This is a genomic window from Pseudomonas sp. S2_E02 (assembly GCF_054668355.1).
The window spans coordinates 6,164,740-6,188,841 of sequence record NZ_CP162761.1; the positions used below are offsets into that span (position 1 = coordinate 6,164,740).

At 59.0% G+C, this 24,102-nt stretch carries 19 protein-coding genes; 12 read left to right on the forward strand and 7 right to left on the reverse strand.

What is annotated here, in order from left to right:
- Window positions 1-21: 21 nt before the first annotated feature.
- A complete protein-coding gene (locus tag AB4O01_RS27680) occupies window positions 22-936 on the reverse strand; it encodes a LysR family transcriptional regulator (RefSeq protein WP_460090132.1) in 915 nt (304 codons plus the stop codon).
- A gap of 159 nt (window positions 937-1,095) precedes the next feature.
- On the opposite strand from AB4O01_RS27680, the gene AB4O01_RS27685 reads away from it, so the two are divergent.
- The 5 genes from AB4O01_RS27685 (at window position 1,096) to AB4O01_RS27705 (ending at window position 5,479) form a co-directional block, all read left to right on the forward strand.
- A complete protein-coding gene (locus tag AB4O01_RS27685) occupies window positions 1,096-2,382 on the forward strand; it encodes an MFS transporter (RefSeq protein WP_099758275.1) in 1,287 nt (428 codons plus the stop codon).
- Between the two features lie 62 nt (window positions 2,383-2,444).
- Entirely contained in the window at window positions 2,445-3,197 is a 753-nt protein-coding gene (locus tag AB4O01_RS27690) for a 5-oxoprolinase subunit PxpA (protein ID WP_460090133.1), read from the forward strand.
- Window positions 3,194-3,898 (forward strand): 5-oxoprolinase subunit B family protein, encoded by a 705-nt coding sequence (locus AB4O01_RS27695; protein ID WP_460090134.1) that lies wholly within the window; start codon window positions 3,194-3,196, stop codon window positions 3,896-3,898. The genes AB4O01_RS27690 and AB4O01_RS27695 overlap by 4 nt, the downstream gene beginning before the upstream one ends.
- Window positions 3,895-4,812 carry a 5-oxoprolinase subunit C family protein gene (locus AB4O01_RS27700; RefSeq protein ID WP_460090136.1) on the forward strand — a complete coding sequence of 306 codons (918 nt, stop codon included), beginning with the start codon at window positions 3,895-3,897 and terminating at the stop codon, window positions 4,810-4,812. The genes AB4O01_RS27695 and AB4O01_RS27700 overlap by 4 nt, the downstream gene beginning before the upstream one ends.
- Window positions 4,813-4,930: 118 nt before the next feature.
- Window positions 4,931-5,479, forward strand: a complete 549-nt coding sequence (locus AB4O01_RS27705; RefSeq protein WP_460090137.1) for a hypothetical protein — start codon at window positions 4,931-4,933, stop codon at window positions 5,477-5,479.
- A gap of 63 nt (window positions 5,480-5,542) precedes the next feature.
- Here the strand turns inward: AB4O01_RS27705 and AB4O01_RS27710 are convergent, their stop codons facing one another.
- Both AB4O01_RS27710 and AB4O01_RS27715 read right to left on the reverse strand, forming a co-directional pair.
- Window positions 5,543-6,721, reverse strand: a complete 1,179-nt coding sequence (locus AB4O01_RS27710; RefSeq protein ID WP_016771218.1) for a vWA domain-containing protein — start codon at window positions 6,719-6,721, stop codon at window positions 5,543-5,545.
- Window positions 6,722-6,746: 25 nt separating this feature from the next.
- Window positions 6,747-7,592, reverse strand: a complete 846-nt coding sequence (locus AB4O01_RS27715; protein WP_025110627.1) for an AAA family ATPase — start codon at window positions 7,590-7,592, stop codon at window positions 6,747-6,749.
- 279 nt (window positions 7,593-7,871) lie between these two features.
- Between AB4O01_RS27715 and AB4O01_RS27720 the strand changes: the two genes are divergently transcribed.
- Window positions 7,872-8,177: a DUF2442 domain-containing protein gene (locus AB4O01_RS27720; RefSeq protein ID WP_186622724.1), complete on the forward strand. Its 306-nt coding sequence runs from the start codon at window positions 7,872-7,874 to the stop codon at window positions 8,175-8,177.
- Here AB4O01_RS27720 and AB4O01_RS27725 read toward each other — a convergent pair.
- Window positions 8,137-9,213, reverse strand: coding sequence for a DUF748 domain-containing protein (locus AB4O01_RS27725; protein WP_186622727.1), 1,077 nt, complete (start codon window positions 9,211-9,213; stop codon window positions 8,137-8,139). The two genes, AB4O01_RS27720 and AB4O01_RS27725, sit on opposite strands and share 41 nt — an antisense overlap.
- A gap of 127 nt (window positions 9,214-9,340) precedes the next feature.
- Here AB4O01_RS27725 and cysK point away from each other — a divergent pair, with 127 nt between their 5' ends.
- Entirely contained in the window at window positions 9,341-10,315 is a 975-nt protein-coding gene (gene cysK / locus AB4O01_RS27730; protein ID WP_095049267.1) for a cysteine synthase A, read from the forward strand.
- Window positions 10,316-10,499: 184 nt separating this feature from the next.
- A complete protein-coding gene (locus tag AB4O01_RS27735; RefSeq protein WP_093438167.1) occupies window positions 10,500-11,438 on the forward strand; it encodes an aspartyl/asparaginyl beta-hydroxylase domain-containing protein in 939 nt (312 codons plus the stop codon).
- 270 nt (window positions 11,439-11,708) lie between these two features.
- Here AB4O01_RS27735 and AB4O01_RS27740 read toward each other — a convergent pair whose 3' ends face one another.
- Window positions 11,709-12,242 carry a hypothetical protein gene (locus AB4O01_RS27740; protein WP_460092323.1) on the reverse strand — a complete coding sequence of 178 codons (534 nt, stop codon included), beginning with the start codon at window positions 12,240-12,242 and terminating at the stop codon, window positions 11,709-11,711.
- 450 nt (window positions 12,243-12,692) lie between these two features.
- Between AB4O01_RS27740 and AB4O01_RS27745 the strand changes: the two genes are divergently transcribed.
- Window positions 12,693-13,556 carry a DMT family transporter gene (locus AB4O01_RS27745; RefSeq protein ID WP_460090139.1) on the forward strand — a complete coding sequence of 288 codons (864 nt, stop codon included), beginning with the start codon at window positions 12,693-12,695 and terminating at the stop codon, window positions 13,554-13,556.
- 121 nt (window positions 13,557-13,677) lie between these two features.
- Here AB4O01_RS27745 and AB4O01_RS27750 read toward each other — a convergent pair whose 3' ends face one another.
- Together AB4O01_RS27750 and AB4O01_RS27755 are read right to left on the reverse strand one after the other, a co-directional pair.
- Window positions 13,678-14,586, reverse strand: a complete 909-nt coding sequence (locus tag AB4O01_RS27750) for a DMT family transporter (RefSeq protein WP_093438149.1) — start codon at window positions 14,584-14,586, stop codon at window positions 13,678-13,680.
- An 85-nt stretch (window positions 14,587-14,671) separates the two neighbouring features.
- On the reverse strand, window positions 14,672-16,297 hold the full coding sequence (locus tag AB4O01_RS27755; RefSeq protein WP_093438144.1) for a methyl-accepting chemotaxis protein: 1,626 nt from the start codon (window positions 16,295-16,297) through the stop codon (window positions 14,672-14,674).
- 398 nt (window positions 16,298-16,695) lie between these two features.
- Between AB4O01_RS27755 and aceK the strand changes: the two genes are divergently transcribed.
- From aceK to AB4O01_RS27770, 3 genes are all read left to right on the forward strand, one after another.
- On the forward strand, window positions 16,696-18,417 hold the full coding sequence (aceK, locus tag AB4O01_RS27760) for a bifunctional isocitrate dehydrogenase kinase/phosphatase (protein WP_099758286.1): 1,722 nt from the start codon (window positions 16,696-16,698) through the stop codon (window positions 18,415-18,417).
- Between the two features lie 292 nt (window positions 18,418-18,709).
- Window positions 18,710-22,621 (forward strand): ATP-dependent RNA helicase HrpA, encoded by a 3,912-nt coding sequence (gene hrpA, locus AB4O01_RS27765; RefSeq protein WP_460090142.1) that lies wholly within the window; start codon window positions 18,710-18,712, stop codon window positions 22,619-22,621.
- 328 nt (window positions 22,622-22,949) lie between these two features.
- A complete protein-coding gene (locus AB4O01_RS27770; RefSeq protein ID WP_093438130.1) occupies window positions 22,950-24,071 on the forward strand; it encodes a beta-ketoacyl-ACP synthase III in 1,122 nt (373 codons plus the stop codon).
- The last annotated feature ends 31 nt before the right edge of the window (window positions 24,072-24,102 follow it).

Consider the following 24,102-nt stretch of genomic DNA (forward strand, 5'->3'; position numbering starts at 1 on the left):
CCACGCGGAGCGTGGGAACGATCACGGTGTGAGGGTGATGTAACCATCACCGACTTTCTGCGCATACCCCGCCAACACTTGCTGACACAACGTCACAATCTCCTCGACCCACTCAACGCCCACCCGCCACGACACCACCACCTGCAAGTTCGGTGGCCGTTGATCAATCGCCAGCAAGGTCAATTCCCCTCGCGCCAGTTCCTCGGCCACCAACACGGGCGGCAGCACACCAATCCCGAATCCATCGCGCAACAACCGCGTGATCGCCGACACCGAATTCACGCAATTCAAGCGCGGCGCCGGCACGCCATTGGTCTGCATCAGCGCCAGAAGATCCTGATGCGGCCGGGAGTTTTTCGAGTAGGTAATGATCCGTTCCTGCGCCAGTTCGGTGAGGTCGGCGTAGTCGCGGTTGTAGATCGAATTACTGGCGACAATCCAGCCCAGCGGATGGCTGGCCAGCTCCAGGCTGCGCACGCTTTCATGACGGATCAGATCGGTTTGCAGAACGATGTCGAGAAAGCCTTTTTGCAGTTGATCGCAGAGGTTCAGCGAGGTATCCGCCACCAGCTCGATTTCCACCCGCGGATACAGATCGGTCATCTGCGCCACCAACGGGCTGAGCCAAGTGTGAATTACCGTGTCCATCACGCCGATGCGCACCCGGCCGACTTTGCTCGAGCGGGTTTCGATCGATTGCTTGAGCGCCGACATCGTGTCGAGCATTTGCTCGGCATATTCCAGCACTTTCAAGCCTTCGGGCGTCAGGCTGACACCGCGCGAATCGCGCAGAAACAGCTTCACCCCCAGCTCGCCTTCCAGCACCGCAATGCGGCTGGAGATCGACGCCTGAGTGGTGAACAGCTTGTCGGCGGTCAGGCGAAAACTCTTCAGTCGGGCGACCCAGACAAAGGTCTCGAGAAACTTCAGGTTCATGGGCAAGGCTCGGGTGACAAATTTTTCTTATGGCTAGGGCGGGTTTTTATTCGTTGGACGCAGCAGGGCCGCGCGACGAAAAATCGACGCATCCGGTTCCCACGATAGGCGTCGTCGGGGCTACGAACAAGACCAATAAAAAACCTGCGGAGATAAGCCATGCGTGCTCCCGACACCCTAGAAACATCCACGGCATCGGCGCGTCCGGGGCCGTTCGACTGGTATCGCAACATCAATCAGCAGGAGCGTCGCACGTTCTGGAGCTGCAAGATCGGCTACGGTCTGGACGGCATGGACACGCAGATGCTCAGCTTCGTCGTGCCGACACTGATCGCGATGTGGGGCATCACCACCGGCGAAGCAGGACTGATTCACACCAGCACATTGATCGCTTCGGCCATCGGCGGCTGGGTTGCGGGGATTCTCTCTGACCGCATCGGCCGTGTACGCACCTTGCAACTCACCGTGCTGTGGTTCGCCTTCTTCACCTTTCTCTGCGGCTTCGCGCAAAACTACGAACAACTGTTGATCGCACGTACCTTGATGGGCTTCGGTTTCGGCGGCGAGTGGACGGCCGGTGCAGTGCTGATCGGCGAGGTGATCCGCGCCAAGGACCGAGGCAAAGCGGTGGGCATGGTGCAATCCGGTTGGGCGCTGGGTTGGGGGCTGACGGCGATTTTGTATGCGCTGCTGTTCTCGGTGTTGCCGCCGGAAGACGCCTGGCGCGCCTTGTTCATCCTCGGCATCGTGCCGGCGATTTTTGTGATTTTCGTCCGTCGTCTGGTCAAGGATCCGGAGATATATCGCGAGGCCAAGGCCCAACAAACGCCGGAGACTCAGTCGAAGTTCTACGAGATCTTCGCCCCCGGCATGCTCTTCACCACGTTTCGCGCTTCACTGCTGACCACCGGCGCGCTGGGCGGCTATTACGCGATCACTTCCTGGCTGCCGACCTTCCTGAAAAACGAACGCGGCTTGAGCGTACTCGGCACCGGCGGCTATCTGGCCATGGTGATTGTCGGTTCCTACGTCGGCTATGTGATCAGCGCCTATCTGACTGATCTGTTGGGGCGGAAAAAGAACTTCATCCTCTTCGCTGTCGGTTCGTTCACCATCGTTCTGCTCTATACGCAACTGCCGGTGAGCAACGGCGTGATGCTATGGCTGGGCTTCCCGCTGGGCTTCTTTGCCTCGGGGATTTTCAGCGGCATGGGCGCATTTCTGACCGAGCTGTTCCCTACGCGAATTCGCGGTTCGGGGCAGGGCTTCTGCTACAACATCGGTCGGGCGCTGGCGGCATTGTTTCCGCTGCTGATCGGCCTGCTCAGCCAGAAGGTGCCGTTGAGCGTCGGCATTGGCGCCTTCGCGGCGGTGTCCTACGGCGTGGTGATTATCGCGGCACTGAGTCTGCCGGAAACCCGTGGCAAGCAACTCGATGCGCAGTAACTGATAACCTGCAAAGCAAAGTCCTACAGATAAAAAGACAAGCACCTACAGGAGTGTTCACCGTGAGCCGCCTGCTATTGAATTGCGACATCGGCGAGAGTTTCGGCAGCTGGACCATGGGTCTGGATGCCGAGGTCATGCCCTTCATCGATTGCGCCAACGTGGCCTGTGGTTTCCACGCCGGCGATCCGAGCATCATGCGCAAGACCGTCAGCCTGGCCCTGAGCCACGGTGTGCAAATCGGTGCACACCCGGCCTATCAGGATCTGGTCGGTTTCGGCCGTCGCTCCATGGCGTATTCGGCGCAAGAGCTGCAAGACATCCTGCATTATCAGATTGGCGCCCTCGATGGCATCTGCAAAGCCCAGGGCGGGCGTGTCAGTTACGTCAAACCCCACGGCGCGATGTACAACGACATGATGGCCAACCCGGCACAATTGCGTGCGGTGATTCAGGCGGTGGCCGCTTACGACCGCAGCCTGCCGCTGATGCTGATGGCCACCCGCGACAACGCCGCCGCGCAGCAGATCGGCGATGAGTATGGCGTGAACCTGTGGTTCGAAGCCTTCGCCGACCGTGCTTACGACAACGCCGGCAAACTGGTTTCACGACAATTGCCGGGCGCGGTGCATCACGACCCGGAAAAAATCATTGAACAAGCCCTGACCATTGCCCGTGGTGACAACCTCGCCGCCAGCGATGGCAGCGCCTTGCGCCTGCACGCCAACACCCTCTGCGTGCACGGTGATAACGCCAGTTCGGTGGCCGCCGTGCAGCGCATTCGCGAGGCCTTGAATCAGCAGAGTGCCTCATGAACCCAAGGATTGAAGTGGTGGCGCTGGATTGCCTGATGCTGCGTCTGTTCGATGAAATTGCCGAAGCCAACATGCCGTGGATGCTCGCTGCCAGTGAGCGTTTGCGCGGGGCATTCGGCGCGCAACTGATCGATCTGGTGCCGTCCTATACGACGTTGATGGTGCATTACGATCTGACTGCACTGAACCCGAGTCAGGCGCGGGAATTGATTGCCGAGGCGTTGATCGACCTGTCGCCGAATGCGCGAACTGGCGGTCAATGTCATGTGTTGCCGGTCTGGTATGACCTCAGCGTCGGGCCAGAATTGAGCCTGCTCGCCGAGCGTAGTGGGCTGGCAGTGGAGGAGGTGATCCGTCGTCACAGCGGACGTGAATATCAGGTATTCGCCCTGGGTTTCGCACCGGGGTTCGCCTTTATGGGGCTGGTCGAAGAGGTTCTGGCGGCGCCACGTCTTAACACGCCGCGCAAGAAAGTCGCTGCGGGCAGTGTCGGCATTGCCGAGCGCCAAACCGCTGCGTATCCCGTGGTCTCGCCCGGTGGCTGGAACCTGATCGGCCGCACCCCGGCGAAACTGTTCGATCGCACACGTGATGGCTACAGCCTGATGCAACCGGGCGACACCGTGCGATTCGAGGCGGTCAGTCATGCCGAGTTCATCAATCTGGGCGGCGATGACACACCACTGGAGGCGCTGGCATGAGCCGACTGAGGATTGAAGCGAGTACACCGCTGTGCCTGTTGCAGGACGCGGGCCGTTTCGGCGTACGGCATCTGGGCGTGACCCAGGGCGGCGCGGCAGACTGGTGTTCGATGAGTTGGGCCAACTGGCTGCTCGGCAATGGACTGGATGTGCCGGTGATCGAAATCACGCTTGGCGGCTTTGCCGTAGTCGCTGAAGACGATTGCTTGCTGGCGCTGGCCGGAGCTGATCTTGGCGCGCAGATTGAGGGTCAACCGCTGGCGCCGTGGCGCAGTTTCAAGTTGGGTAAAGGACAGAAGTTGCTGTTCACGCAACCGCTGCATGGTGCCCGGGCGTATCTGGCGGCGCCCGGCGGTTTCGACGCTCCGAAGGTCTTGGGCAGTAGTGCGACGGTGGTGCGCGAAGAACTCGGCGGACTCGATGGCATGGGCTTGCCGTTGGCCAAGGGTTCGACGCTGAGTTATCACGGGGAAGCGCGATTGGTTCGCGAAGTGCCATTGGCGTTGCGGCCGGATCTGAAATCGAATGCACCGCTGGATCTGGTACTCGGCGCGCAGATCGGCCAGTTCAGCGGACAGAGCCTGTTTGATGTGTTTAACACGACCTGGGCTGTGGACAGTCGCGCTGATCGCATGGGCATTCGCTTGTTGGGCAGCGCCTTGCACTATCAGGGACAACCGATGATTTCCGAAGGCATTCCGCTCGGTGCGGTGCAAGTGCCGCCGGACGGGCAGCCGATCGTCTTGCTCAATGATCGCCAGACCATTGGTGGATATCCACGCTTGGGGGCGTTGACGCCGTTGGCGCTGGCGCGGCTGGCGCAGCGTCTGCCGGGTGACAAGGTTAGGTTCACCCCGGTCATGCAGGAACGTGCATGGCACGACCATATCAACTACCTGAAGTCCTACTTGTAATTGTCCGTATTTCGGACTGAAGACCGAGACGTTTCCTGACGCTTTGGTAAGTCGCCCTACATCACGCGTCGAGAGGGTGTGGAACTATCGGTCTTCATCTTTTACAAGGAAGTTACAGATGCGTTTTATGAAAGTGATGGCCCAGTCAGAGGGCGAGTGTGCGAACCGTGTCGATGGGCACATTGTCGGTTTTTATGAGGATGTGGGCAGCGTGCCGGTTTATCGGGCGAGCATCGATCGTTTCTACAATGTGCAACGACTGGACGCCGAACATGCCGGTAATCAGGACATCGTTGCGCGTATCGAGACATTCATGTCCACCGCAACGGTCGACATGATGCGAATGTTTCACTGGAATCACCGCACAGAGGCAAGCGGTCAATCCATGGAACTGATTGCCGAGGGGGAAGGCTGCGAAACGGAGGCGATCCGGGTCAGGTTTCGTTTTCTGTCGCCAGAGGGCGAGATGAAGAGTGAAATGACCCTGAGTTCTGAAACGAATATTGAAAAAACTCGCAGGGTAGAGTTGGAAAACGGTGGGGTGAAAGTGGTCGCCAAAGGGAAAAAAAAACGTCGCGGGCAAAAAACTGCCTCAGTCGGGCCGGCGATTCAGGACACCGTTTTTATGGACAGGCTCTGCAAGACCTATCTCGCATCAGGTTGGTAAAACGGCCACCGATTCCGTACGGAATTGAGCGTTCCCACGCTCACGTGGGAACCCCTCTGGCCGTTATTTCGACAAAAACCGCATCCCTTCCTCAAGCCCGCGCAACGTCAACGGATACATCTGATCCTCGATCAGATCCCGCACGATATTGGTCGACGAGGTATAGCCCCAGGTGTCTTTCGGGTACGGATTGATCCAGATGAGCTTTTTGTACTTCTCCATGAAGCGCTGCATCCACACGTAACCCGGCTCTTCGTTCCAGTGCTCGACACTGCCGCCAGCCTGGGTGATTTCATACGGCGCCATGGCGGCGTCACCGATGAAGATCACTTTGTAGTCGGCGCCGTACTTGTGCAGCAGGTCCTGGGTCGAAGTGCGTTCCGAGGTGCGGCGCATATTGTTCTTCCACACCGATTCATAAATGAAGTTGTGGAAGTAGAAATACTCCAGATGCTTGAACTCAGTCTTGCAGGCCGAGAACAGTTCCTCGCAGATCTTCACGTGCGCGTCCATCGAGCCGCCGATGTCGAACAGCAACAACAACTTCACCGTGTTGCGCCGTTCCGGGCGCATCTGAATATTCAGCAGACCGGCGTCCTTGGCGGTGTGGTCGATGGTGCCGTCGATGTCCAGCTCTTCCGCTGCGCCTTGACGGGCGAATTTACGCAAGCGGCGCAGGGCGACTTTGATGTTGCGCGTGCCCAGTTCCACCGAGTCGTCGAGGTTCTTGTACTCGCGCTGATCCCAGACTTTCACGGCTTTGCCCTGGCGCTTGCCAGCATCGCCGACCCGAATGCCTTCCGGGTTGAAACCGCCGGAACCGAACGGGCTGGTGCCGCCGGTACCAATCCATTTGTTGCCGCCGGCGTGGCGCTCCTTCTGTTCTTCCAGGCGTTTCTTGAACTCTTCGATCAGTTTGTCGAGGCCGCCGAGGGACTGGATCTGCGCGCGTTCTTCGTCGCTTAATGAGCGCTCGAACTCCTTACGCAGCCAGTCTTCGGGAATCAATGCCTGCAAGTGATCGTCGAGCTTTTCCAGGCCATTGAAGTAGGCGCCGAACGCGCGGTCGAACTTGTCGAAATGGCGTTCGTCCTTCACCAGAATCGCCCGCGACAAGTAATAGAACTCGTCCATGTCGGCGAAGGTCACGCGCTGTTTCAGCGCGTTGATCAGGTCGAGCAGCTCACGCACCGACACCGGCACCTTGGCTGCACGCATTTCATTGAAGAGGTTGAGCAGCATAACGATGGCCCCTGCTTACAAGTGCTTAGCGAGAGCCGCGACGGCTCATGAACGCCAGGCGCTCAAGCAATTGCACGTCCTGTTCGTTCTTCACCAAAGCACCGGCCAGTGGCGGAATCGCCTTGGTTGGATCGCGCTCACGCAGCACCGCTTCGCCGATGTTGTCGGCCATCAGCAGCTTCAGCCAGTCCACCAGCTCCGAGGTCGACGGCTTCTTCTTCAGGCCCGGCACCTTGCGCACGTCGAAGAACACGTCCAGCGCTTCGCTGACCAGATCCTTCTTGATGTCCGGGTAGTGCACGTCGACGATTTTTTGCAGGGTAGTGCGGTCGGGGAAGGCAATGTAATGGAAGAAGCAGCGGCGCAGGAAGGCGTCCGGCAGCTCTTTCTCATTGTTGGAGGTAATGATGATGATCGGGCGTTTTTTCGCCTTGATGGTCTCGTCGATTTCGTAAACGTAGAACTCCATCTTGTCGAGTTCTTGCAGCAGGTCGTTGGGGAATTCGATGTCGGCCTTGTCGATTTCGTCGATCAGCAAAATGACCCGCTCCTCGGACTCGAAAGCCTCCCAGAGCTTGCCCTTCTTCAAGTAATTGCGCACGTCGTGGACTTTTTCGTTGCCCAATTGCGAGTCGCGCAGACGGCTGACCGCATCGTATTCGTAGAGACCCTGATGGGCCTTGGTGGTGGACTTGATGTGCCAGGTGATCAACTTGGCGCCGAACGATTCGGCCAGTTGCTCGGCGAGCATGGTCTTGCCGGTGCCCGGCTCGCCCTTGACCAGCAGTGGCCGTTCCAGGGTGATGGCGGCGTTGACTGCCAGCTTCAGGTCATCGGTGGCGACGTAGGCCTGGGTGCCTTCGAACTTCATCTGCTAATCCTCGAACGGTAACGCCGACCTGACGGGCAGGGCGGGGGCGAAATAATCGGATGCCCGACTATAACGCGCAGCCCGGTCGACTGTGAACGCAGACGGCTTATTCAGTCTCTGAATGGGGCGTCACATGTTGACTCAGTCTCGGCCGATGGCCAGTATTCAGGTATCGCCGATTTGGCGATAGCCTTCAGGATGTCCGCTGAATCTGTGGCGAGGGAGCTTGCTCCCGCTGGGCTGCGAAGCAGTCCCCATGTGCCTGGAGGCGCTGAATTGATGCTATCCACAAAACGACCACGCTTGGCGGCAGTTACTGCACTCTCTGATTGCCGGCTTGCACTGGACTTTGTTGATGGTCGAGCGCTGACACTCGATTTAAGTCGAGATATTCAAACGTGTAAGCAGTTGCAGCCTTTGCTTGATCCCCAAGTCTTTGCGACTGTCATCTTGGGCGATAAAGGTTGGACCGTTGAATGGCCGGCCCCGGATATTCAGATTGGCGCCGATACTCTATATCTGGATGCTTTTCCAGAAATGAACCCTAACCCGCATCCGGCTTCGGCCGCTCATACCGGGCGTTGAACGCCTGTATGAATCCATTGCGCAAAATCTGCAAAAACGCTTCGAATGCACTGATGTTTTGCTGATGCACGTTACCGCTGAGTTCGACCTTGGTGGCGAACTGGTTTTTCGCCTGGTTCTTCAGCACGGTTTCCGAGCCGCCGACGATGGCCTCCCAGACCGAGCGGAAGATGCTCTTGTTCTTGTTTTCCACGTCCTGCTGCCAGTTGAACACTTCGACGTCGCGCAGCAGGGGTTTGATGTAGCCGTTGACCTGCGCTTTTTTGGCTTGGGCTTCGATTACCACGTCACCGTGGCCTGCGTTGAAGTCGAACTTGCCGTAGGCCGAGGCGAAGTCGTTCATGCTCTTGAGTTCGATGTCTTTGGCGCGCAGGCGGAACTGGAAGTCTTCAAAATTGCTCAGCGGGTCGAAGGTGGCAGTGGTTTCCAGTGGCGCATGCCCGAGCAAAAGCGCTTTGCCTTCGAAACGCGCGTCACGTTTGCCCTGATTGTCGACCACGTTGGTCAGGTTGTAGATGCTGGCCTCGACGTTGGTGGCGTTCATATTGACCGGTGGCTTGGAGTTGAAATTGCGGAAAGTGATTTTGCCTTCGTGAATCTGGACCTCGTCGAGGGTAATCGGCAGCAATTTGCCCAGTTGTTCGCGCCAGTCAGTGCCTTGACCGGTTTGAGAGTTCTGCTTGTTGGCACCGCCGTCGACGAAGTTAATCTCAGGTTTGACGAATTTCACCTGGGCTACGACGGCATGGTCATACCACAGCGAATGCCAGCTGACCGCCAGATCGATCAGCGGTGCATTGACGAACGGTACCGGTACCTTGCCGTCGACCTTGACGATCTTCAGCCCATTGATCTTGTAGGCGCCGCGCCATAGGGCAAGGTCGACATCAGTGATCTGGCCCCGATAATCACCCATGTCCGCCAGCTTGCCGTTCAGGTAGTCGCGCACCATGTAGGGCAGGGCGATGTGCAGCGCGATCAGCAGCACAACGACGACGGCGAAAATCCCTAGTGGCCAACTGTAGCGACGCTTCATGACGGCAATTCCCTGACGATGTAAGCGATTGACTGTTACGTCGCGCAGACGTTCGACCCGACTGGACTGTGATGGGCAACAGGCATACCTTTGAAGGCTGAATTCAATGCTGCATAAGGACCCAGCCATGAGCCGTATTTTTGCTGACAACGCCCATTCCATCGGTAATACGCCGCTGGTGCAGATCAACCGCATAGCGCCGCGTGGCGTGACCATTCTGGCCAAGATCGAGGGGCGCAACCCCGGTTACTCGGTCAAGTGCCGGATTGGCGCCAACATGATCTGGGACGCCGAAAGCAGCGGCAAACTGAAGCCGGGCATGACCATTGTCGAACCGACATCGGGCAACACGGGGATCGGTCTGGCCTTTGTTGCCGCGGCCCGTGGGTACAAGTTGATGCTGACCATGCCGGCCTCGATGAGCATCGAACGCCGTAAAGTCCTCAAGGCTCTGGGCGCCGAACTGGTGTTGACCGAGCCGGCCAAGGGCATGAAAGGCGCAATCGAGAAGGCGGCCGAAATCGTTGCCAGCGATGCTGACAAGTACTTCATGCCATCGCAGTTCGATAATCCGGCCAACCCCGCCATTCACGAAAAGACCACCGGTCCGGAAATCTGGAACGACACTGACGGTGCCGTCGATGTACTGGTAGCGGGCGTCGGCACCGGCGGAACCATCACCGGCGTTTCGCGGTATATCAAGAATACCCAAGGCAAACCGATTCTGTCGGTGGCCGTGGAGCCGATGTCGTCGCCGGTGATCACCCAGGCGCTGGCGGGTGAAGAAATCAAACCGAGCCCGCACAAGATTCAGGGGATCGGTGCCGGCTTTGTGCCGAAGAACCTGGATCTGTCGATGGTCGACCGGGTCGAGCAGGTCACCGACGAAGAGTCCAAGGCCATGGCCCTGCGCTTGATGCAGGAAGAGGGGATTCTATGCGGCATCTCCTGCGGTGCAGCGATGGCAGTCGCGGTGCGTTTGGCGGAGACGCCGGAGATGCAGGGCAAGACTATCGTGGTGATTCTGCCGGACTCCGGCGAGCGTTATCTGTCGAGCATGCTGTTCAGCGATCTGTTCACTGAGCAGGAGACTCAGCAGTAATCCAGTTGATTCAGATCAGCCGGGGTTCAGGATCGTTATGCTAATAAATGCTTTGTTGCGCAATTCTTAACACTGAATCTTGTGTAAGGCGGGTTTTGCCCGGCGCCGGTAGTGTTTATCATGGCCGGCTGCCATGCCGGGTAAAGGGCATTGCGCAGCGTTGTCTTTATTCAAGGAGTCGTTGATGACCTTTTCGTTAGCCGCCAAGGTATTGGTGCTGCTGCTGTTCGTGGGCAGCATCCTCTATGTGCATTTGCGCGGCAAGGCGCGTTTGCCGGTTCTGCGCCAGTTCGTCAACCACTCGGCGCTGTTCGCTCCGTACAACGCCCTGATGTACCTGTTCTCCGGCGTGCCGTCCAAGCCGTACCTGGATCGCAGCAAATTTCCGGAACTGGACGTGCTGCGCGACAATTGGGAAACCATTCGCGACGAGGCCATGCACCTGTTCGATGAGGGTTATATTCGCGCGGCAGAAAAGAACAACGACGCCGGCTTCGGCTCGTTCTTCAAGAAGGGCTGGAAACGTTTCTACCTCAAGTGGTACGACAAGCCGCTGCCATCGGCCGAAACCCTGTGCCCGAAAACCGTGGCGCTGGTCAGTGCGATTCCCAACGTCAAAGGCGCGATGTTTGCGCTGTTGCCGGGTGGCAGCCACTTGAACCCGCATCGCGATCCGTTCGCCGGCTCGCTGCGTTATCACCTCGGCTTGTCGACGCCAAACTCCGACGATTGCCGGATCTTTGTCGATGGTCAGGTTTATGCCTGGCGTGACGGTGAAGACGTAATGTTCGACGAGACCTACGTGCATTGGGTCAAGAATGAAACCGACCAGACCCGCGTCATCCTGTTCTGCGACGTCGAGCGTCCGCTGAGCAACCGCCTCATGACCCGCATCAACCGCTCCATCAGCGCCTGGCTCGGCCGTGCCACTGCACCGCAGAACCTTGATGATGAACGCGTCGGCGGGATCAACCAGGCCTACGCCTGGAGCAAGAACTTCAGTGACAAGTTCAGTGGCGTGGTCAAGCAGTGGAAACGCCGTCATCCGAAAGCCTACCGCGTGATGCGTCCGGTGCTGGCGGTGGTGGTATTGACGTTGTTGGGGTATTGGCTGTTTGGCTGAGGCTGGATATTGTAGAAAAACCGCTCCTTGTGAGCGGTTTTTTTATGAAGAGAAGGTGAATGAGGCGCCAGCGAGGACGCCTCCTGGCTCTTCCGCGGCTGGATTCACCAATGCTTCTCTGATTCGGTGCAACTCCCGTTCAGATAACTTTGCGGAAGAGCGTTTTCTATCAGCTTTTATCGATCTGGCGCCTGGCGCCTTTTTTTCAACGGCAGCCTTCATGGTGCCTCCGGCATTGATCATTAAATGAGCAGTTGTCCGATACTAGTCTTACCAAATTAGCTTCACAAGCCTGCCCTCCGAATCGAATTCGAAACCCAGTTGCCGGTACAGGGAAATCACTCCAGGGAGAGGTTCCTGAATTTCAATTTGGGTACTGCCGATGATTCGCGCGAAGTGAGTCACGGCGGTCAAAGCAAATGTCGCTACTCGGCTTTTGAGAGGGTGATCGTTATCGGGCTTTCCTTCCAGGCGCACAATTTTCACTCGCAACCGGCTCTGATTAGGGTTTGCAAAGCAAAGTCCGCATAACTCCTGATCAAACCAGATTGCCAAATCGAAGCTCAGTGGTTCTTTGGCCTTCCACCTGACAACATCTTGCCAAGAGAAATGAGGATCAAACCACGCTTCATAGGCACTCAGCGCTTGAGCATCGATTGCTTCGAAACGAACTCTGGAGTGATCAACATCCACTATCCCTTGCAGCAACAAGTCTTTGTGCAGTTTTGCGAAAGTAACAGCAGCCTGTTGTCGAGCCTGTGATTTGTAGACCTGGTAGCGCAAATACGTCCGTTCCCTTGGCATGTGATCCTGTGCATTCCTTGTCCCCCATGGTTGGGTGTCTCGATTGCAATCCAGCCTATTCACCTTGCGGCCAACTGTCCTTGCTGGCCCTTTGTCCAAATCATTGCAATCCATGTCGCCCGCTGGTTATAGTCGGCGCTCGTGAGCCCCCATGGCTCACCTTCCAACACTTCAAAAAAGATCTGCGCCAATGCCTGCATCCCTCAGCAACGCGGTAGTCGATTCAGCGGTCAACGCTGGCGTCGTGCCGTGCGGGAATCAGCAGCCCAAGCAGATCAGTCATTACCCCCCACCTGTCAGTAGCACGCCGGTGTGCGCAGTCGTATCACCGCCGGGCGTTGGCGTTTCGGGCTGATCGGCAGTTTCTGCTGACCCCTGCGCCCGCCAGAAAAACCTACTGAATTTCAGCTTCGGCTGAGTTGGCTTCTTGCCTGACTACAGGTGGTATTCATGTTTGTCCTGTCGAAAAAATCCGCGCTCGCGGCCGCGTCCACGAGCCTGTTCGTTCTGCTGTGGAGCAGCGGCGCGATCTTCTCCAAATGGGGGCTGGCCCACGCGTCACCATTTGCCTTTCTGCTAATTCGCTTCGCGATTGCCTTGAGCGGCCTCTTGTTGTTGGCGCCGTTGCTCAAGCTGAAGCTGCCCAAGGGCGGCAAACCGATGATGTTTGCGATTGCCACGGGTGTGGTGTTGTTGGGGGCCTATCAGATCTTTTATCTACTGGCCTTGAACAGCAAAGTCACTCCGGGCGTGATGGCGACCATCATGGGCGTGCAGCCGATTCTCACCGTGGTGTTGATGGAGCGGCAGCGCTCGGCGAGCCGGATGTTTGGTCTGGCCTTGGGGCTGGCGGGGCTGATCATGGTGGTTTACCAAGGCATCAGCCTGGCCGGGATGTCCTGGGTGGGAATGGTGTTCGGGTTGCTGGCGCTGGCGAGTATGACGCTGGGCTCGATCATGCAGAAACGCATCACCGACAATCCTCTCGGTACGCTGCCGGTGCAGTACTTGGCCGGTCTGTTGTTATGCGGGATTTTCGTGCCGTTTCAGCCGTTCCACTTCGAGCACAGCACCGGTTTTATCGTGCCGGTGTTGTGGATGGGGCTGGTGGTGTCGGTGCTGGCGACGCTGTTGCTGTATCGGTTGATCGCGCGGGGCAATCTGGTCAATGTCACCAGTCTGTTCTACCTGGTGCCGGCGGTGACGGCAGTGATGGACTATCTGATTTTCGGCAATCGCCTGGCGGCGTTGAGTGTGCTGGGGATGCTGTTGATCATTGTCGGTCTGGCGTTTGTGTTCCGTAAAACCAGCTAACAGATCGTCAGGTGGCGGCTTTTAGGCCGCCGATCGCGAGCAGACTCACTCCTACAGGGGAGCGCATTCCAATTGTAGGCGTGAGCCTGCTCGCGATGGCCTTTTCGGCAACCGCACAAATTTATCGGGCCGGCGCCTCAGCCGGTTTCACCACCGCCGGCTTCAGCACCAGCCACAACGCCAACGCAATCAACACCCCGCCGTAGATATGCGCCATCGACAACGGCTCATCCAGCAGCAACGCCCCCCACAGCACGCCGAATGGCGGAATCATGAAGGTCACGGTCATCGACTTCACCGGCCCGATCGAGCTGAGCAGGCGGAAGTAAATGATGTAGGCAAACGCCGTGCAGCCAAGACCCAGGCCCAACAGCGACAGCCAGACATTCCAGCCGCCCCAACTGGCCGGCGGTGCGGTGATCACGCTATATCCAAACAACGGCAACAGAAACAGCGTCGCACCGAGCATGCTGCCCAGCGCCGACAGGCGACTGTCCAGACCACCGGCCTGATCCAGCCAGCGCCGCGCGAGGAAACCGGCGAAGCCATAGCAAGTGGTCGCGAGCAGGCAGGCGAGGGCGCCCATCAACAGTTGCAGATCGAACGCCACGGGACCGGCGCGGGTCAGCACGCCAACGCCGAACAGGCCGAGGAACACCCCACCCAGTTTGGCTGCGGTGAGTTTTTCACTGAAGAACAACCCGCCAATCAGCACGCCCATCAACGGCGTGGTGGCATTGAAAATCGCCGAGTAGCCGGCCGGTAACACCTGGGCCGCGACCGAATACAGCGTCGCCGGAATCCCCGAGTTGATCACACCCAGCAGCATCACGGTTTTCAGTTTGCCTTTGAAATCCCAGCGTACGCGCATCAGCCCGAGGATCACCAGCAGGCCAAGGGCCGCAATCGACACGCGAAAGAATCCGGTCGGGATCGTGCCGATCACCGGCGCAATAATGCGCATGAACAGAAAACTTGCGCCCCAGATGGCCGCCAGCGACAACATACGGAAAATATCGACAGGGCTCACGGCGGGTCTCCTTCCTTGATCGGGACGAGAGTGTTGCCGAGCGCCCTGCCGAAGGCAACCGCTAATCGGGCATGCAACTGTTCGTTCAGATCACAAAGCGTGTGACCAGGCCGTTCAAGTCGACGGCCAGACGCGACAGCTCCTGGCTTGCGGCCGAGGTCTGGGTGGCGCCAGCGGCGGTCTGGGTCGAGAGGTCGCGGATGGTCACCAGATTCTGATCGACCTCGCGAGCGACCAAGGCCTGTTGCTCGGCTGCACTGGCGATCACCAGATTGCGCTGGTTGATCTGCGAGATCGACGCGGTGATTTTCTCCAGCGCCTGACCTGCGCTGTTAGCCCGGCGCAGCGTCTGACCCGCCTGCTCGGCACTGCTCTGCAGCGCGCCCACGGTCGACCCCGTACCTTGCTGGATGCTGCTGATCATCAGCTCGATTTCTTCAGTGGAATTTTGCGTGCGTTGTGCCAGCGAGCGCACTTCATCGGCCACCACCGCGAAACCGCGCCCGGCTTCACCGGCGCGGGCCGCTTCGATCGCCGCATTGAGCGCCAGCAGGTTGGTCTGTCCGGCAATCCCGCGAATCACTTCCAGCACTTTGCTGATGTCCTGTGCCTGCGTGGCCAGGCCTTCGGCTTGTGCAGAGGCGCCCAGTACGGCGTCGACCAGTTCTTGAATCGAGCTGATGGTTTCGCTGACCTGCACATGGCCGTGCTTGCTGTCCTCGTTCGACGCGGCAGACGCCTCGGCGCTGGACACCGCGTTGGCCGCGACTTCGTCCACCGCGGTGCTCATCTCGGTCACTGCGGTGGCGGCTTGTTCGATCTGATCGTTCTGCTGTTGCAGGCCGCGAGTGCTTTGCTCCATCACCGAACTCATTTCCTCGGCCGCGGAAGCCAGCTGCTGCGCCGATTCGCTGATGCCGCGAATGGTCGAGCGCAGATTGCCCTGCATCTCGGCCAAGGCGTTGAGCAAATGCGCAGCCTCATCTTTACCGGTGCTGACGATCTCGCCGCTGAGGTCGCCGGCAGCAATGCGCCGCGCCACATTCAGGGCCTGATTGATCGGGGTGGTGATGCTGCGTGTCAGTTGCCAGGCCAGCAGCAGCGTGGCAATCAGGGCAACCACGATGATGGTCGCGACGATCCACAATGCCCGTTGGTACATCGCTGCGGCGGCATCGGCAGCGGCGTCGGCACCTTGCTGATTGAACGCGATCATCTGCTCGAGGGTTTTGTCGAGCAGCGTTCCCTGTGGTGCCAGTTCATTGTTAAGCCGCGTGTAGGCCTGTTCACTTTGCCCGGCGTCGATCTGGCCGATGATCTGTTCGAGAATGCTCATGTACTTGGCGGTGTTGGCATTCAAACCGTCGAGCATCAGCCGTTCTTCTTCGCTGGTGAGCAGGGCTTTGTGATCGGCGAGGCGCTTGAGCAGTTCTTCGCGCTGCGCCTTGATGAGGCCTTTGCTTCTGTCGCGCACAGCAGACTGGGTGCTGGTGATCAGGCGCAAGGATTCAAGACGGATGCTGGCGATGTTCGCCGCCGTGTCATGGATGCTCTCGATGCTCGGCATCCACGATTCTTCAATCACTGTTGCACTCTCGCGCAGGGTTTTCATCTGGCCCAGACCGAACAGGCCGACCACCACCAGCAGACCGGCCAAAACGGCAAAGCTCAAACTGGCGCGCAAACCTATGCGCAGATTCCGGATAGACATCAGTGTGCTCCTTGATCTTTGAGGGGGGAGGTCGTCCTCGTCAGCGAGGATCTTGTTATGAAGGGGGGAATGGTGGGCTGTATATCAAAGTGCCACTATTTTGGTAAGACCAATCTGGAAGCGTTGCCGTCGGTAAGTGCATTTGCAGTAAAGCCACGAGCTAGACGCGTTTGATCAGTATTGGATCCGAAGCCCAGAGAATTCGCGGCCTGGCGCAGGGCGGCCAGAAGGACCATCAAGGTGATTAACTGACCGAACGGTCGATTAAAAAAACTTTGCTAAAAACTGTGTCGCTGTACAACCCTGACGCGGATTTGGCAGAAATTGCACTTCACGCGCACACGCTTGCGTGGCTAAGCTCAGGCACAGATTTCCCCACGCACGCCGAGGTCTTATCTATGCCGCAGCAATGGCCAGCCACCGATATCGCCCGCATGATCCTCGATGGCTTTGACGATTACCGCGAGCATTTCCGGCGAATCACCGACGGCGCCCGGGAGCGCTTCGAGCAGGCGCGCTGGCAGGAGACGCAAACGGCGTCGGCGGCACGGATCAATCTCTACGAAGAAAAGGTCAGCGAAACCATCGCTCGCCTGCGCGAATACTTCGATGATGAAACGCTGATGAACGTCAGCTGCTGGCCGCTGGTGAAAAGTGCCTACATCAGCGTCATCGACCTGCGCTTCGATGATGAGTTGTCCGAGACCTGGTACAACTCGATTTTCTGCGGGCTGTTCAGCCACGACCTGATCAGCGACGGCTGCATGTTCATCCACACCACCCGCCCGAGCCTGCGCCGAGCCCGCGCCGCGCAAACCCGCACCTACAAACCGCAGGGGCAGTTGTCGGGGATGCTCGCGAGCATTTTTGCCGACTATCGCTTCAGCGAGGATTACGCCGATCTGCCGGGTGACCTGCGTCGCCTCGAAGCGCAACTGCGTGAGAACCTGCCGGACTGGGTGTGCAAGGATCCGGAGCTGAGCGTCGAGCTGTTTTCCTCGGTGTTGTACCGCAACAAGGGCGCCTATCTGGTTGGACGCATCTACACCCGCGACGAGCAATGGCCGCTGGTGATCCCGCTGTTGCATCGAGAGGGGCGCGGGATTCAGATCGACGCGTTGATCACCGACGAAGCCGATGTATCGATTATCTTCTCGTTCACCCGTTCGTATTTCATGGTCGATGTACCGGTGCCGGCGGAGTTCATCGGCTTCCTGCGGCGCATTCTGCCGGGCAAGCACATTGCCGAGCTGTACACCTCAATCGGCTTCTACAAGCACGGCAAGTCCGAGTTTTACCGCGCGCTGATCAATCACCTGGCCAACACCGATGATCAGTTCATCATGGCGCCGGGTGTGCGCGGCATGGTCATGAGCGTGTTTACGCTGCCGGGCTTCAACACCGTGTTCAAGATCATCAAGGACCGTTTCTCGCCGTCGAAAAACGTCGACCGCGCCACGGTGATCGAGAAGTACCGACTGGTGAAAAGCGTCGACCGGGTAGGGCGCATGGCTGATACCCAGGAGTTCGCCGATTTCCGTTTTCCGCTGAGCAAGTTTGATCCGGCGTGCCTGGAGGAGCTGCTGGAGGTGGCGCCGTCGACGGTGTCGGTCGAGGGCGACACGGTGTTGATCCGTCACTGCTGGACCGAGCGGCGGATGACCCCGCTCAACCTCTATCTGGAAAACGCCAACGATGCGCAGGTGCGTGAGGCGCTGGAGGATTACGGCTTGGCGATCAAGCAACTGGCGGCGGCGAACATCTTTCCCGGTGACATGCTGCTGAAGAACTTTGGCGTCACTCGCCACGGGCGCGTGGTGTTTTATGACTACGACGAAATCTGCTTCCTGACCGAAGCCAACTTCCGCCACATCCCGCAACCGCGCACACCGGAGGATGAAATGGCCTCGGAGCCGTGGTATTCGATCGGGCCGCTGGATGTCTTTCCCGAGGAGTTTCCGCCGTTTCTGTTTGCCGATTCGGGGCAGCGCAAGTTGTTCGATCAGTTGCATGGCGAGTTGTATAACGCAGATTACTGGAAGGGCTTGCAGGAGGCGATTCGGGCCGGGAAAGTCATTGATGTTTTCCCGTATCGGCGTAAAGGTCTCGATAACGAGTAGCTCTTTTAAAAAAACACCCTCACCCCAGCCCTCCCGAAACGTCGGACCGCCCGTAGGGAGAGGGGGCCGACCGAGGTGTCTTGCGCCAAACACCGACCTGAAAGAGCTTGGCGATTGTGGATTCGGTGATGCGCGTTCAGGTCGGCGAAGCTGGAAAAGTTGACTCGGTCGGTCCCCTCTCCCTTTGGGAGAGGGCTAGGGTGAGGGCAGCAATCCCCCTGACACGCCACAAATCCGCCAAATCTGCGACAATCCGCCCCCTGCATAAATAGACGACCGAATTGCCTACCCGATGACCGACGAATCGCCCTCCATCGACAAACTGCTGAAGAACCTCGATCACGCCATGCTCGCCGACCGTCACCGGCTGCGGCGGCAGTTGCTTGAGCTGCGCAAGAAACCCGACGAGGCCAAACTGGCCCAATGGGTGACGCGCATGCAGGCGTCCTGCGATCAGGTACTGGCCCGCCGTGCCAGCCTGCCGGTGATTCGTTACGACGACAGTTTGCCGATTGCGGCCAAGCGCGACGAGATCAAAAAGGCGCTGGAAAAACACCAGGTGCTGATCATCGCCGGCGAAACCGGCTCGGGTAAAACCACCCAGTTGCCAAAAATCTGTCTGGAAATCGGTCGCGGCCAGCACGGTCTGATCGGCCACACCCAACCGCGTCGAATCGCTGCACGCAGCGTCGCCAGCCGGGTCGCCGAAGAACTCGCTACGCCACTTGGTGCGCTGGTCGGCTATCAGGTGCGTTTCGAGGATCAAAGCGATTCCAACACTCTGATCAAGCTGATGACCGACGGTATTCTGCTGGCGGAAACCCAGAACGATCGCTACCTCGAACGCTACGACACGATCATCGTCGACGAAGCCCACGAACGCAGCCTCAACATCGACTTCCTGCTCGGCTACCTGAAAACCCTGCTGCCGCGTCGCCCGGACCTGAAAGTCATCATCACTTCGGCGACCATCGATCTGGAGCGCTTCTCCAAGCACTTCGACGATGCGCCAATTGTCGAAGTCTCCGGCCGCACCTTCCCGGTGGACACCTGGTATCGCCCGCTGACCCTGGAGCAGGACGAAGAGGGCAACCGCGTCGAGGATGACCTGACGGTGGATCAAGCGATCCTCGCGACCCTTGACGAAATCGCTGCTTACGAGCGCAGCGAACGCCGCAGTCCGGGAGACGTGCTGGTATTCCTGCCCGGCGAGCGCGAGATTCGCGACGCTGCCGACATGCTGCGCAAGGCGCAACTGAAACACACGGAAATCCTGCCGCTGTACGCGCGCTTGTCGCCGGCCGAACAACAGCGGATTTTCCAGTCGCACCCGGGCCGTCGCGTGGTGCTGGCGACCAACGTCGCCGAGACCTCGTTGACTGTGCCGGGCATTCGTTACGTGATCGACAGCGGCACCGCGCGCATCAGCCGCTACAGCTACCGTGCCAAGGTCCAGCGTCTGCCGATCGAGGCGATTTCCCAGGCCAGCGCCAACCAGCGTAAAGGTCGTTGCGGTCGGGTTGAGCCGGGCATTTGTATTCGGCTGTACAGCGAAGAAGATTTTAACGGGCGCCCGGAATTCACCGATCCAGAGATTCTGCGCACCAACCTCGCTGCCGTGATTCTGCAGATGCTGCATCTACGTCTCGGCGAGATCACCGCGTTCCCGTTTATCGAGCCGCCGGATGGCAAGGCGATCAGCGACGGTTTCAACCTGCTGCAAGAACTCTCGGCGGTTGACCGCAACAGTCAGCTGACGCCACTCGGTCGCCAACTGGCGCGCCTGCCGGTCGACCCGCGCATGGGCCGTATGCTGCTTGAGGCAGCCAAGCTCGGCAGTTTGCAGGAAGTGCTGATCGTCGCCAGTGCGATGTCGATTCAAGACCCGCGCGAGCGGCCGCCGGAGCGTCAGCAAGCTGCCGATCAGGCCCACGCGCAATGGAAGGACACCGATTCGGACTTCGCCGGACTGGTCAATCTGTGGCGCGGTTTTGAAGAGCAGCGCCAGGCGCTGACCGCCAGCCCGTTGCGTAACTGGTGCCGCAAGAACTTCCTCAACTATCTGCGTCTGCGCGAGTGGCGCGACTCGCATCGGCAGTTGAGCCTGATCTGCCGCGACATGCAGCTGAGCCTCAACAAGGAGCCGGCGGATTACCCGAAACTGCACAAAGCGGTGCTGGTCGGGTTGCTTAGCCAGATCGGTCAGAAAACCGAGGATGGCGATTACCTCGGCGCGCGTCAGCGACGTTTCTGGATTCATCCGTCGTCGGGCATCGGCAAGAAGCGCCCGCAGTGGCTGATGACCGCCGAACTGGTGGAAACCACCAAGCTTTATGCACGCATGGTCGCCAAGATCGACGCCGACTGGATCGAGCCGCTGGCCGGGCACCTGATCAAGAAAAACCACTTCGAACCGCATTGGGAAAAGAAGCGCGGCCAGGTCGTGGCCTACGAGCAGATCACTCTGTTCGGGCTGATCGTGGTCGGCCGCCGGCCGGTGCATTACGGTCCGGTGGATCCCGTGGTTTCTCGCGAGTTGTTCATTCGCGAAGGCTTGGTGCGTGGCGAGATTCAATCGAAAGCCAAGTGCCTGACCGCCAACCAACAGTTGCTCGAACAGCTCGACGAACTGGAAGCCAAGGCCCGTCGTCGCGACATTCTCGCGGATGAAGAAACCCTGTACGCGTTCTACGACGCGCGGTTGCCGGCGGAGATTCACCAGACCGCGACCTTCGACAGTTGGTACCGCATCAACAGCCAGAAGAATCCGCAGTTGTTGATCATGCGCGAAGAAGACGTGCTGGCCCGCGAAGCCAGTGAAGTCACCGCGCGGGATTACCCGGACACGCTGCACATCGGCGATCTGGAACTGGCGCTGACTTATCACTTCGAGCCCAATCATCCGCGCGACGGCGTGACCCTGCGCGTGCCGGCCCCGCTGTTGCCGATGCTGCCACCGGAACGCCTGGAATGGCTGGTGCCGGGGCTGATCGAGGCCAAGTGCATCGCCCTTGTGCGCAACCTGCCGAAGGCCTTGCGCAAGAACTTTGTGCCGGTACCGGACTTCATCAAAGCCGCGCTGCAACGCATGACCTTTGCCGAGGGTTCGTTGCCGCAAGCGCTCGGTCGCGAACTGCTGCGCATGACTGGCGCGCGGGTCAGTGACGAGGCGTGGGCCGAAGCCGAGCAAGGCGTTGAGGGGCATCTGCGGATGAACCTGGAAATTGTCGACGGCCAAGGCAAATTCCTCGGCGAAGGTCGCGATCTGGCCGAGCTGACCGCACGGTTTGCCGAAGCCAGTCAGGCCGCGCTGGCGGTGCCGCAGAGTGCGAAAAGTCAGCAACCGGTGGAGGCCAAGGTCTTCGCGCCGGTCGCGGAGAAGACTCAGCAGAAGATCGCCGGGCTGTCGATGACGGTATATCCGGCGCTGGTTGAAGAGGGCGGCACGGTCAAGGAAGGGCGCTTCTCGACCCCGGCCGAGGCCGAATTCCAGCATCGTCGCGCCTTGCAGCGGTTATTGATGCAGCAACTGGCGGAGCCGGCCAAGTTCCTGCGTGGCAAGTTGCCGGGGCAGACTGAGCTGGGCTTGCTCTATCGCGAGTTGGGCCGGGTTGATGCGCTGGTTGAAGATATTCTGCTGGCGAGCCTCGACAGCTGCATTCTCGAAGGCGAAGACCCGTTGCCCCGCGACGGCGCTGGTTTGGCGGCACTGGCCGAGCGCAAACGCGGCAACTGGACCGAGCACGCCGAGCGCGTGGCGCGCCTGACGCTGGAAATTCTCAAGCTGTGGCACGGCCTGCAAAAGCGCTTCAAGGGCAAGATCGATCTGGCCCAGGCCGTGGCGCTCAATGACATCAAGCAGCAAATCAACAATCTGGTGTATCCGGGGTTTGTCCGCGAAACGCCGATGCAGTGGCTTAAGGAGTTGCCGCGTTACCTGAAAGCGGTCGAGCAGCGCTTCGAAAAGCTCGGCGCGCAGGTGCAGAAGGATCGCGTCTGGAGCGGCGAACTCGCCGGCCTCTGGGGGCAATACCAGACTCGCGCGGCGAAACATGCTCAGGAAGGCAAACGCGATCCGCAGCTTGAGCTGTATCGCTGGTGGCTGGAGGAATACCGGGTGTCGCTGTTCGCCCAGCAGTTGGGGACGAAAGTACCGATTTCCGACAAACGCCTTAACAAGCAGTGGACCCAGGTCGAGTCCTGACCTAGAGGCATATGCAGTCCCTTGTAGGAGTGAGCCTGCTCGCGATTGCGGTGTGTCAGTCACCTTGCCACTGGCAGACAGACCGCAATCGCGAGCAGGCTCGCTCCCACATTGGGATTTGGGTTGTGCTTGAGAAAGGCGCCAAAACCCCGCGTTTATGGCAAACTTCGCCACCATAAACGCCGGTTTCGCGACCCAGAGCCTTCGCCCGGTTCGCGCGACGGAATAAAGCGATGCCAGGTTTGCGTCCCCCGGATGGGAATAGACCCTTTGTGTGTTGGTACGACGGTTCCAGCACTTTCTGCCTGAACAGATTAGAGAAACGACCATGCATAACGTCGTCATCAGCGGCACCGGCCTGTACACCCCGGCCAACAGCATCTCCAATGAAGAGCTGGTGCAGTCTTTCAACGCCTACGTCGCCCAGTTCAACGCCGACAACGCCGAGGCCATTGCCCGCGGCGAAGTCCAGGCCCTGACCGAATCCAGCGCCGCGTTCATCGAAAAAGCTTCAGGCATCAAGAGCCGCTTTGTCATGGACAAGGACGGCATCCTCGATCCGCAACGCATGGCCCCGCGTCTGCCGGAGCGTTCCAACGACGAATGGTCGGTGCTTTGCCAGATGGCTATCGGCGCTGCCGAACAGGCCCTGCAACGTGCCGGCAAAACTGCTGCCGACATCGACGGCGTGATCGTTGCCTGTTCCAACCTGCAGCGCGCCTACCCGGCCATCGCCATCGAAGTCCAGGAAGCCCTGGGCATTCAGGGTTTCGGTTTCGACATGAACGTGGCCTGCTCCTCGGCGACTTTCGGCATCCAGGCCGCCGCCAACAGCGTGCAACTGGGCCAGGCCCGGGCGATCCTGATGGTCAACCCGGAAGTCTGCACCGGTCACCTGAACTTCCGTGACCGCGACAGCCACTTCATCTTCGGCGATGCGGCGACTGCAGTGATCATCGAGCGCGCTGAGACCGCGACGTCCAAACACCAGTTCGATGTGGTCAGCACCAAGCTGCTGACCAAGTTCTCCAACAACATCCGCAACAACTTCGGTTTCCTCAACCGCGCGGCGGAAGAGGGCATTGGTGCCCGCGACAAACTGTTCGTGCAGGAAGGCCGCAAGGTGTTCAAGGATGTCTGCCCGATGGTTGCCGAGCTGATCGGCGAACATCTGCAAGAGAACCAGCTCAACGTCGGCGACGTGAAGCGCTTCTGGCTGCACCAGGCCAACCTGAGCATGAATCACCTGATCGTGCGCAAGTTGCTGGGTCGCGAAGCCACTGAAGAAGAAGCCCCGGTGATTCTCGACACCTACGCCAACACCAGCTCGGCGGGTTCTGTGATTGCTTTCCACAAGTATCAGGATGATCTGGCTGCCGGTTCGCTGGCGGTGTTGAGTTCGTTCGGTGCAGGCTATTCGATCGGTAGCGTGATTCTGCGCAAGCGTTGAAAATCGGTTTAATTTCCACCTGATCGCGCCG

What these genes read in the sequence shown, in the direction of transcription:
- AB4O01_RS27680 (WP_460090132.1), bottom strand. Translation starts at nt 936, where the DNA reads ATGAACCTGAAGTTTCTCGAGACCTTTGTCTGGGTCGCCCGACTGAAG.
- AB4O01_RS27685 (WP_099758275.1), top strand. Translation starts at nt 1,096, where the DNA reads ATGCGTGCTCCCGACACCCTAGAAACATCCACGGCATCGGCGCGTCCG.
- AB4O01_RS27695 (WP_460090134.1), top strand. Translation starts at nt 3,194, where the DNA reads ATGAACCCAAGGATTGAAGTGGTGGCGCTGGATTGCCTGATGCTGCGT.
- AB4O01_RS27700 (WP_460090136.1), top strand. Translation starts at nt 3,895, where the DNA reads ATGAGCCGACTGAGGATTGAAGCGAGTACACCGCTGTGCCTGTTGCAG.
- AB4O01_RS27705 (WP_460090137.1), top strand. Translation starts at nt 4,931, where the DNA reads ATGCGTTTTATGAAAGTGATGGCCCAGTCAGAGGGCGAGTGTGCGAAC.
- AB4O01_RS27710 (WP_016771218.1), bottom strand. Translation starts at nt 6,721, where the DNA reads ATGCTGCTCAACCTCTTCAATGAAATGCGTGCAGCCAAGGTGCCGGTG.
- AB4O01_RS27715 (WP_025110627.1), bottom strand. Translation starts at nt 7,592, where the DNA reads ATGAAGTTCGAAGGCACCCAGGCCTACGTCGCCACCGATGACCTGAAG.
- AB4O01_RS27720 (WP_186622724.1), top strand. Translation starts at nt 7,872, where the DNA reads ATGCTATCCACAAAACGACCACGCTTGGCGGCAGTTACTGCACTCTCT.
- AB4O01_RS27725 (WP_186622727.1), bottom strand. Translation starts at nt 9,213, where the DNA reads ATGAAGCGTCGCTACAGTTGGCCACTAGGGATTTTCGCCGTCGTCGTT.
- cysK (WP_095049267.1), top strand. Translation starts at nt 9,341, where the DNA reads ATGAGCCGTATTTTTGCTGACAACGCCCATTCCATCGGTAATACGCCG.
- AB4O01_RS27735 (WP_093438167.1), top strand. Translation starts at nt 10,500, where the DNA reads ATGACCTTTTCGTTAGCCGCCAAGGTATTGGTGCTGCTGCTGTTCGTG.
- AB4O01_RS27740 (WP_460092323.1), bottom strand. Translation starts at nt 12,242, where the DNA reads ATGCCAAGGGAACGGACGTATTTGCGCTACCAGGTCTACAAATCACAG.
- AB4O01_RS27745 (WP_460090139.1), top strand. Translation starts at nt 12,693, where the DNA reads ATGTTTGTCCTGTCGAAAAAATCCGCGCTCGCGGCCGCGTCCACGAGC.
- AB4O01_RS27755 (WP_093438144.1), bottom strand. Translation starts at nt 16,297, where the DNA reads ATGTCTATCCGGAATCTGCGCATAGGTTTGCGCGCCAGTTTGAGCTTT.
- aceK (WP_099758286.1), top strand. Translation starts at nt 16,696, where the DNA reads ATGCCGCAGCAATGGCCAGCCACCGATATCGCCCGCATGATCCTCGAT.
- hrpA (WP_460090142.1), top strand. Translation starts at nt 18,710, where the DNA reads ATGACCGACGAATCGCCCTCCATCGACAAACTGCTGAAGAACCTCGAT.
- AB4O01_RS27770 (WP_093438130.1), top strand. Translation starts at nt 22,950, where the DNA reads ATGCATAACGTCGTCATCAGCGGCACCGGCCTGTACACCCCGGCCAAC.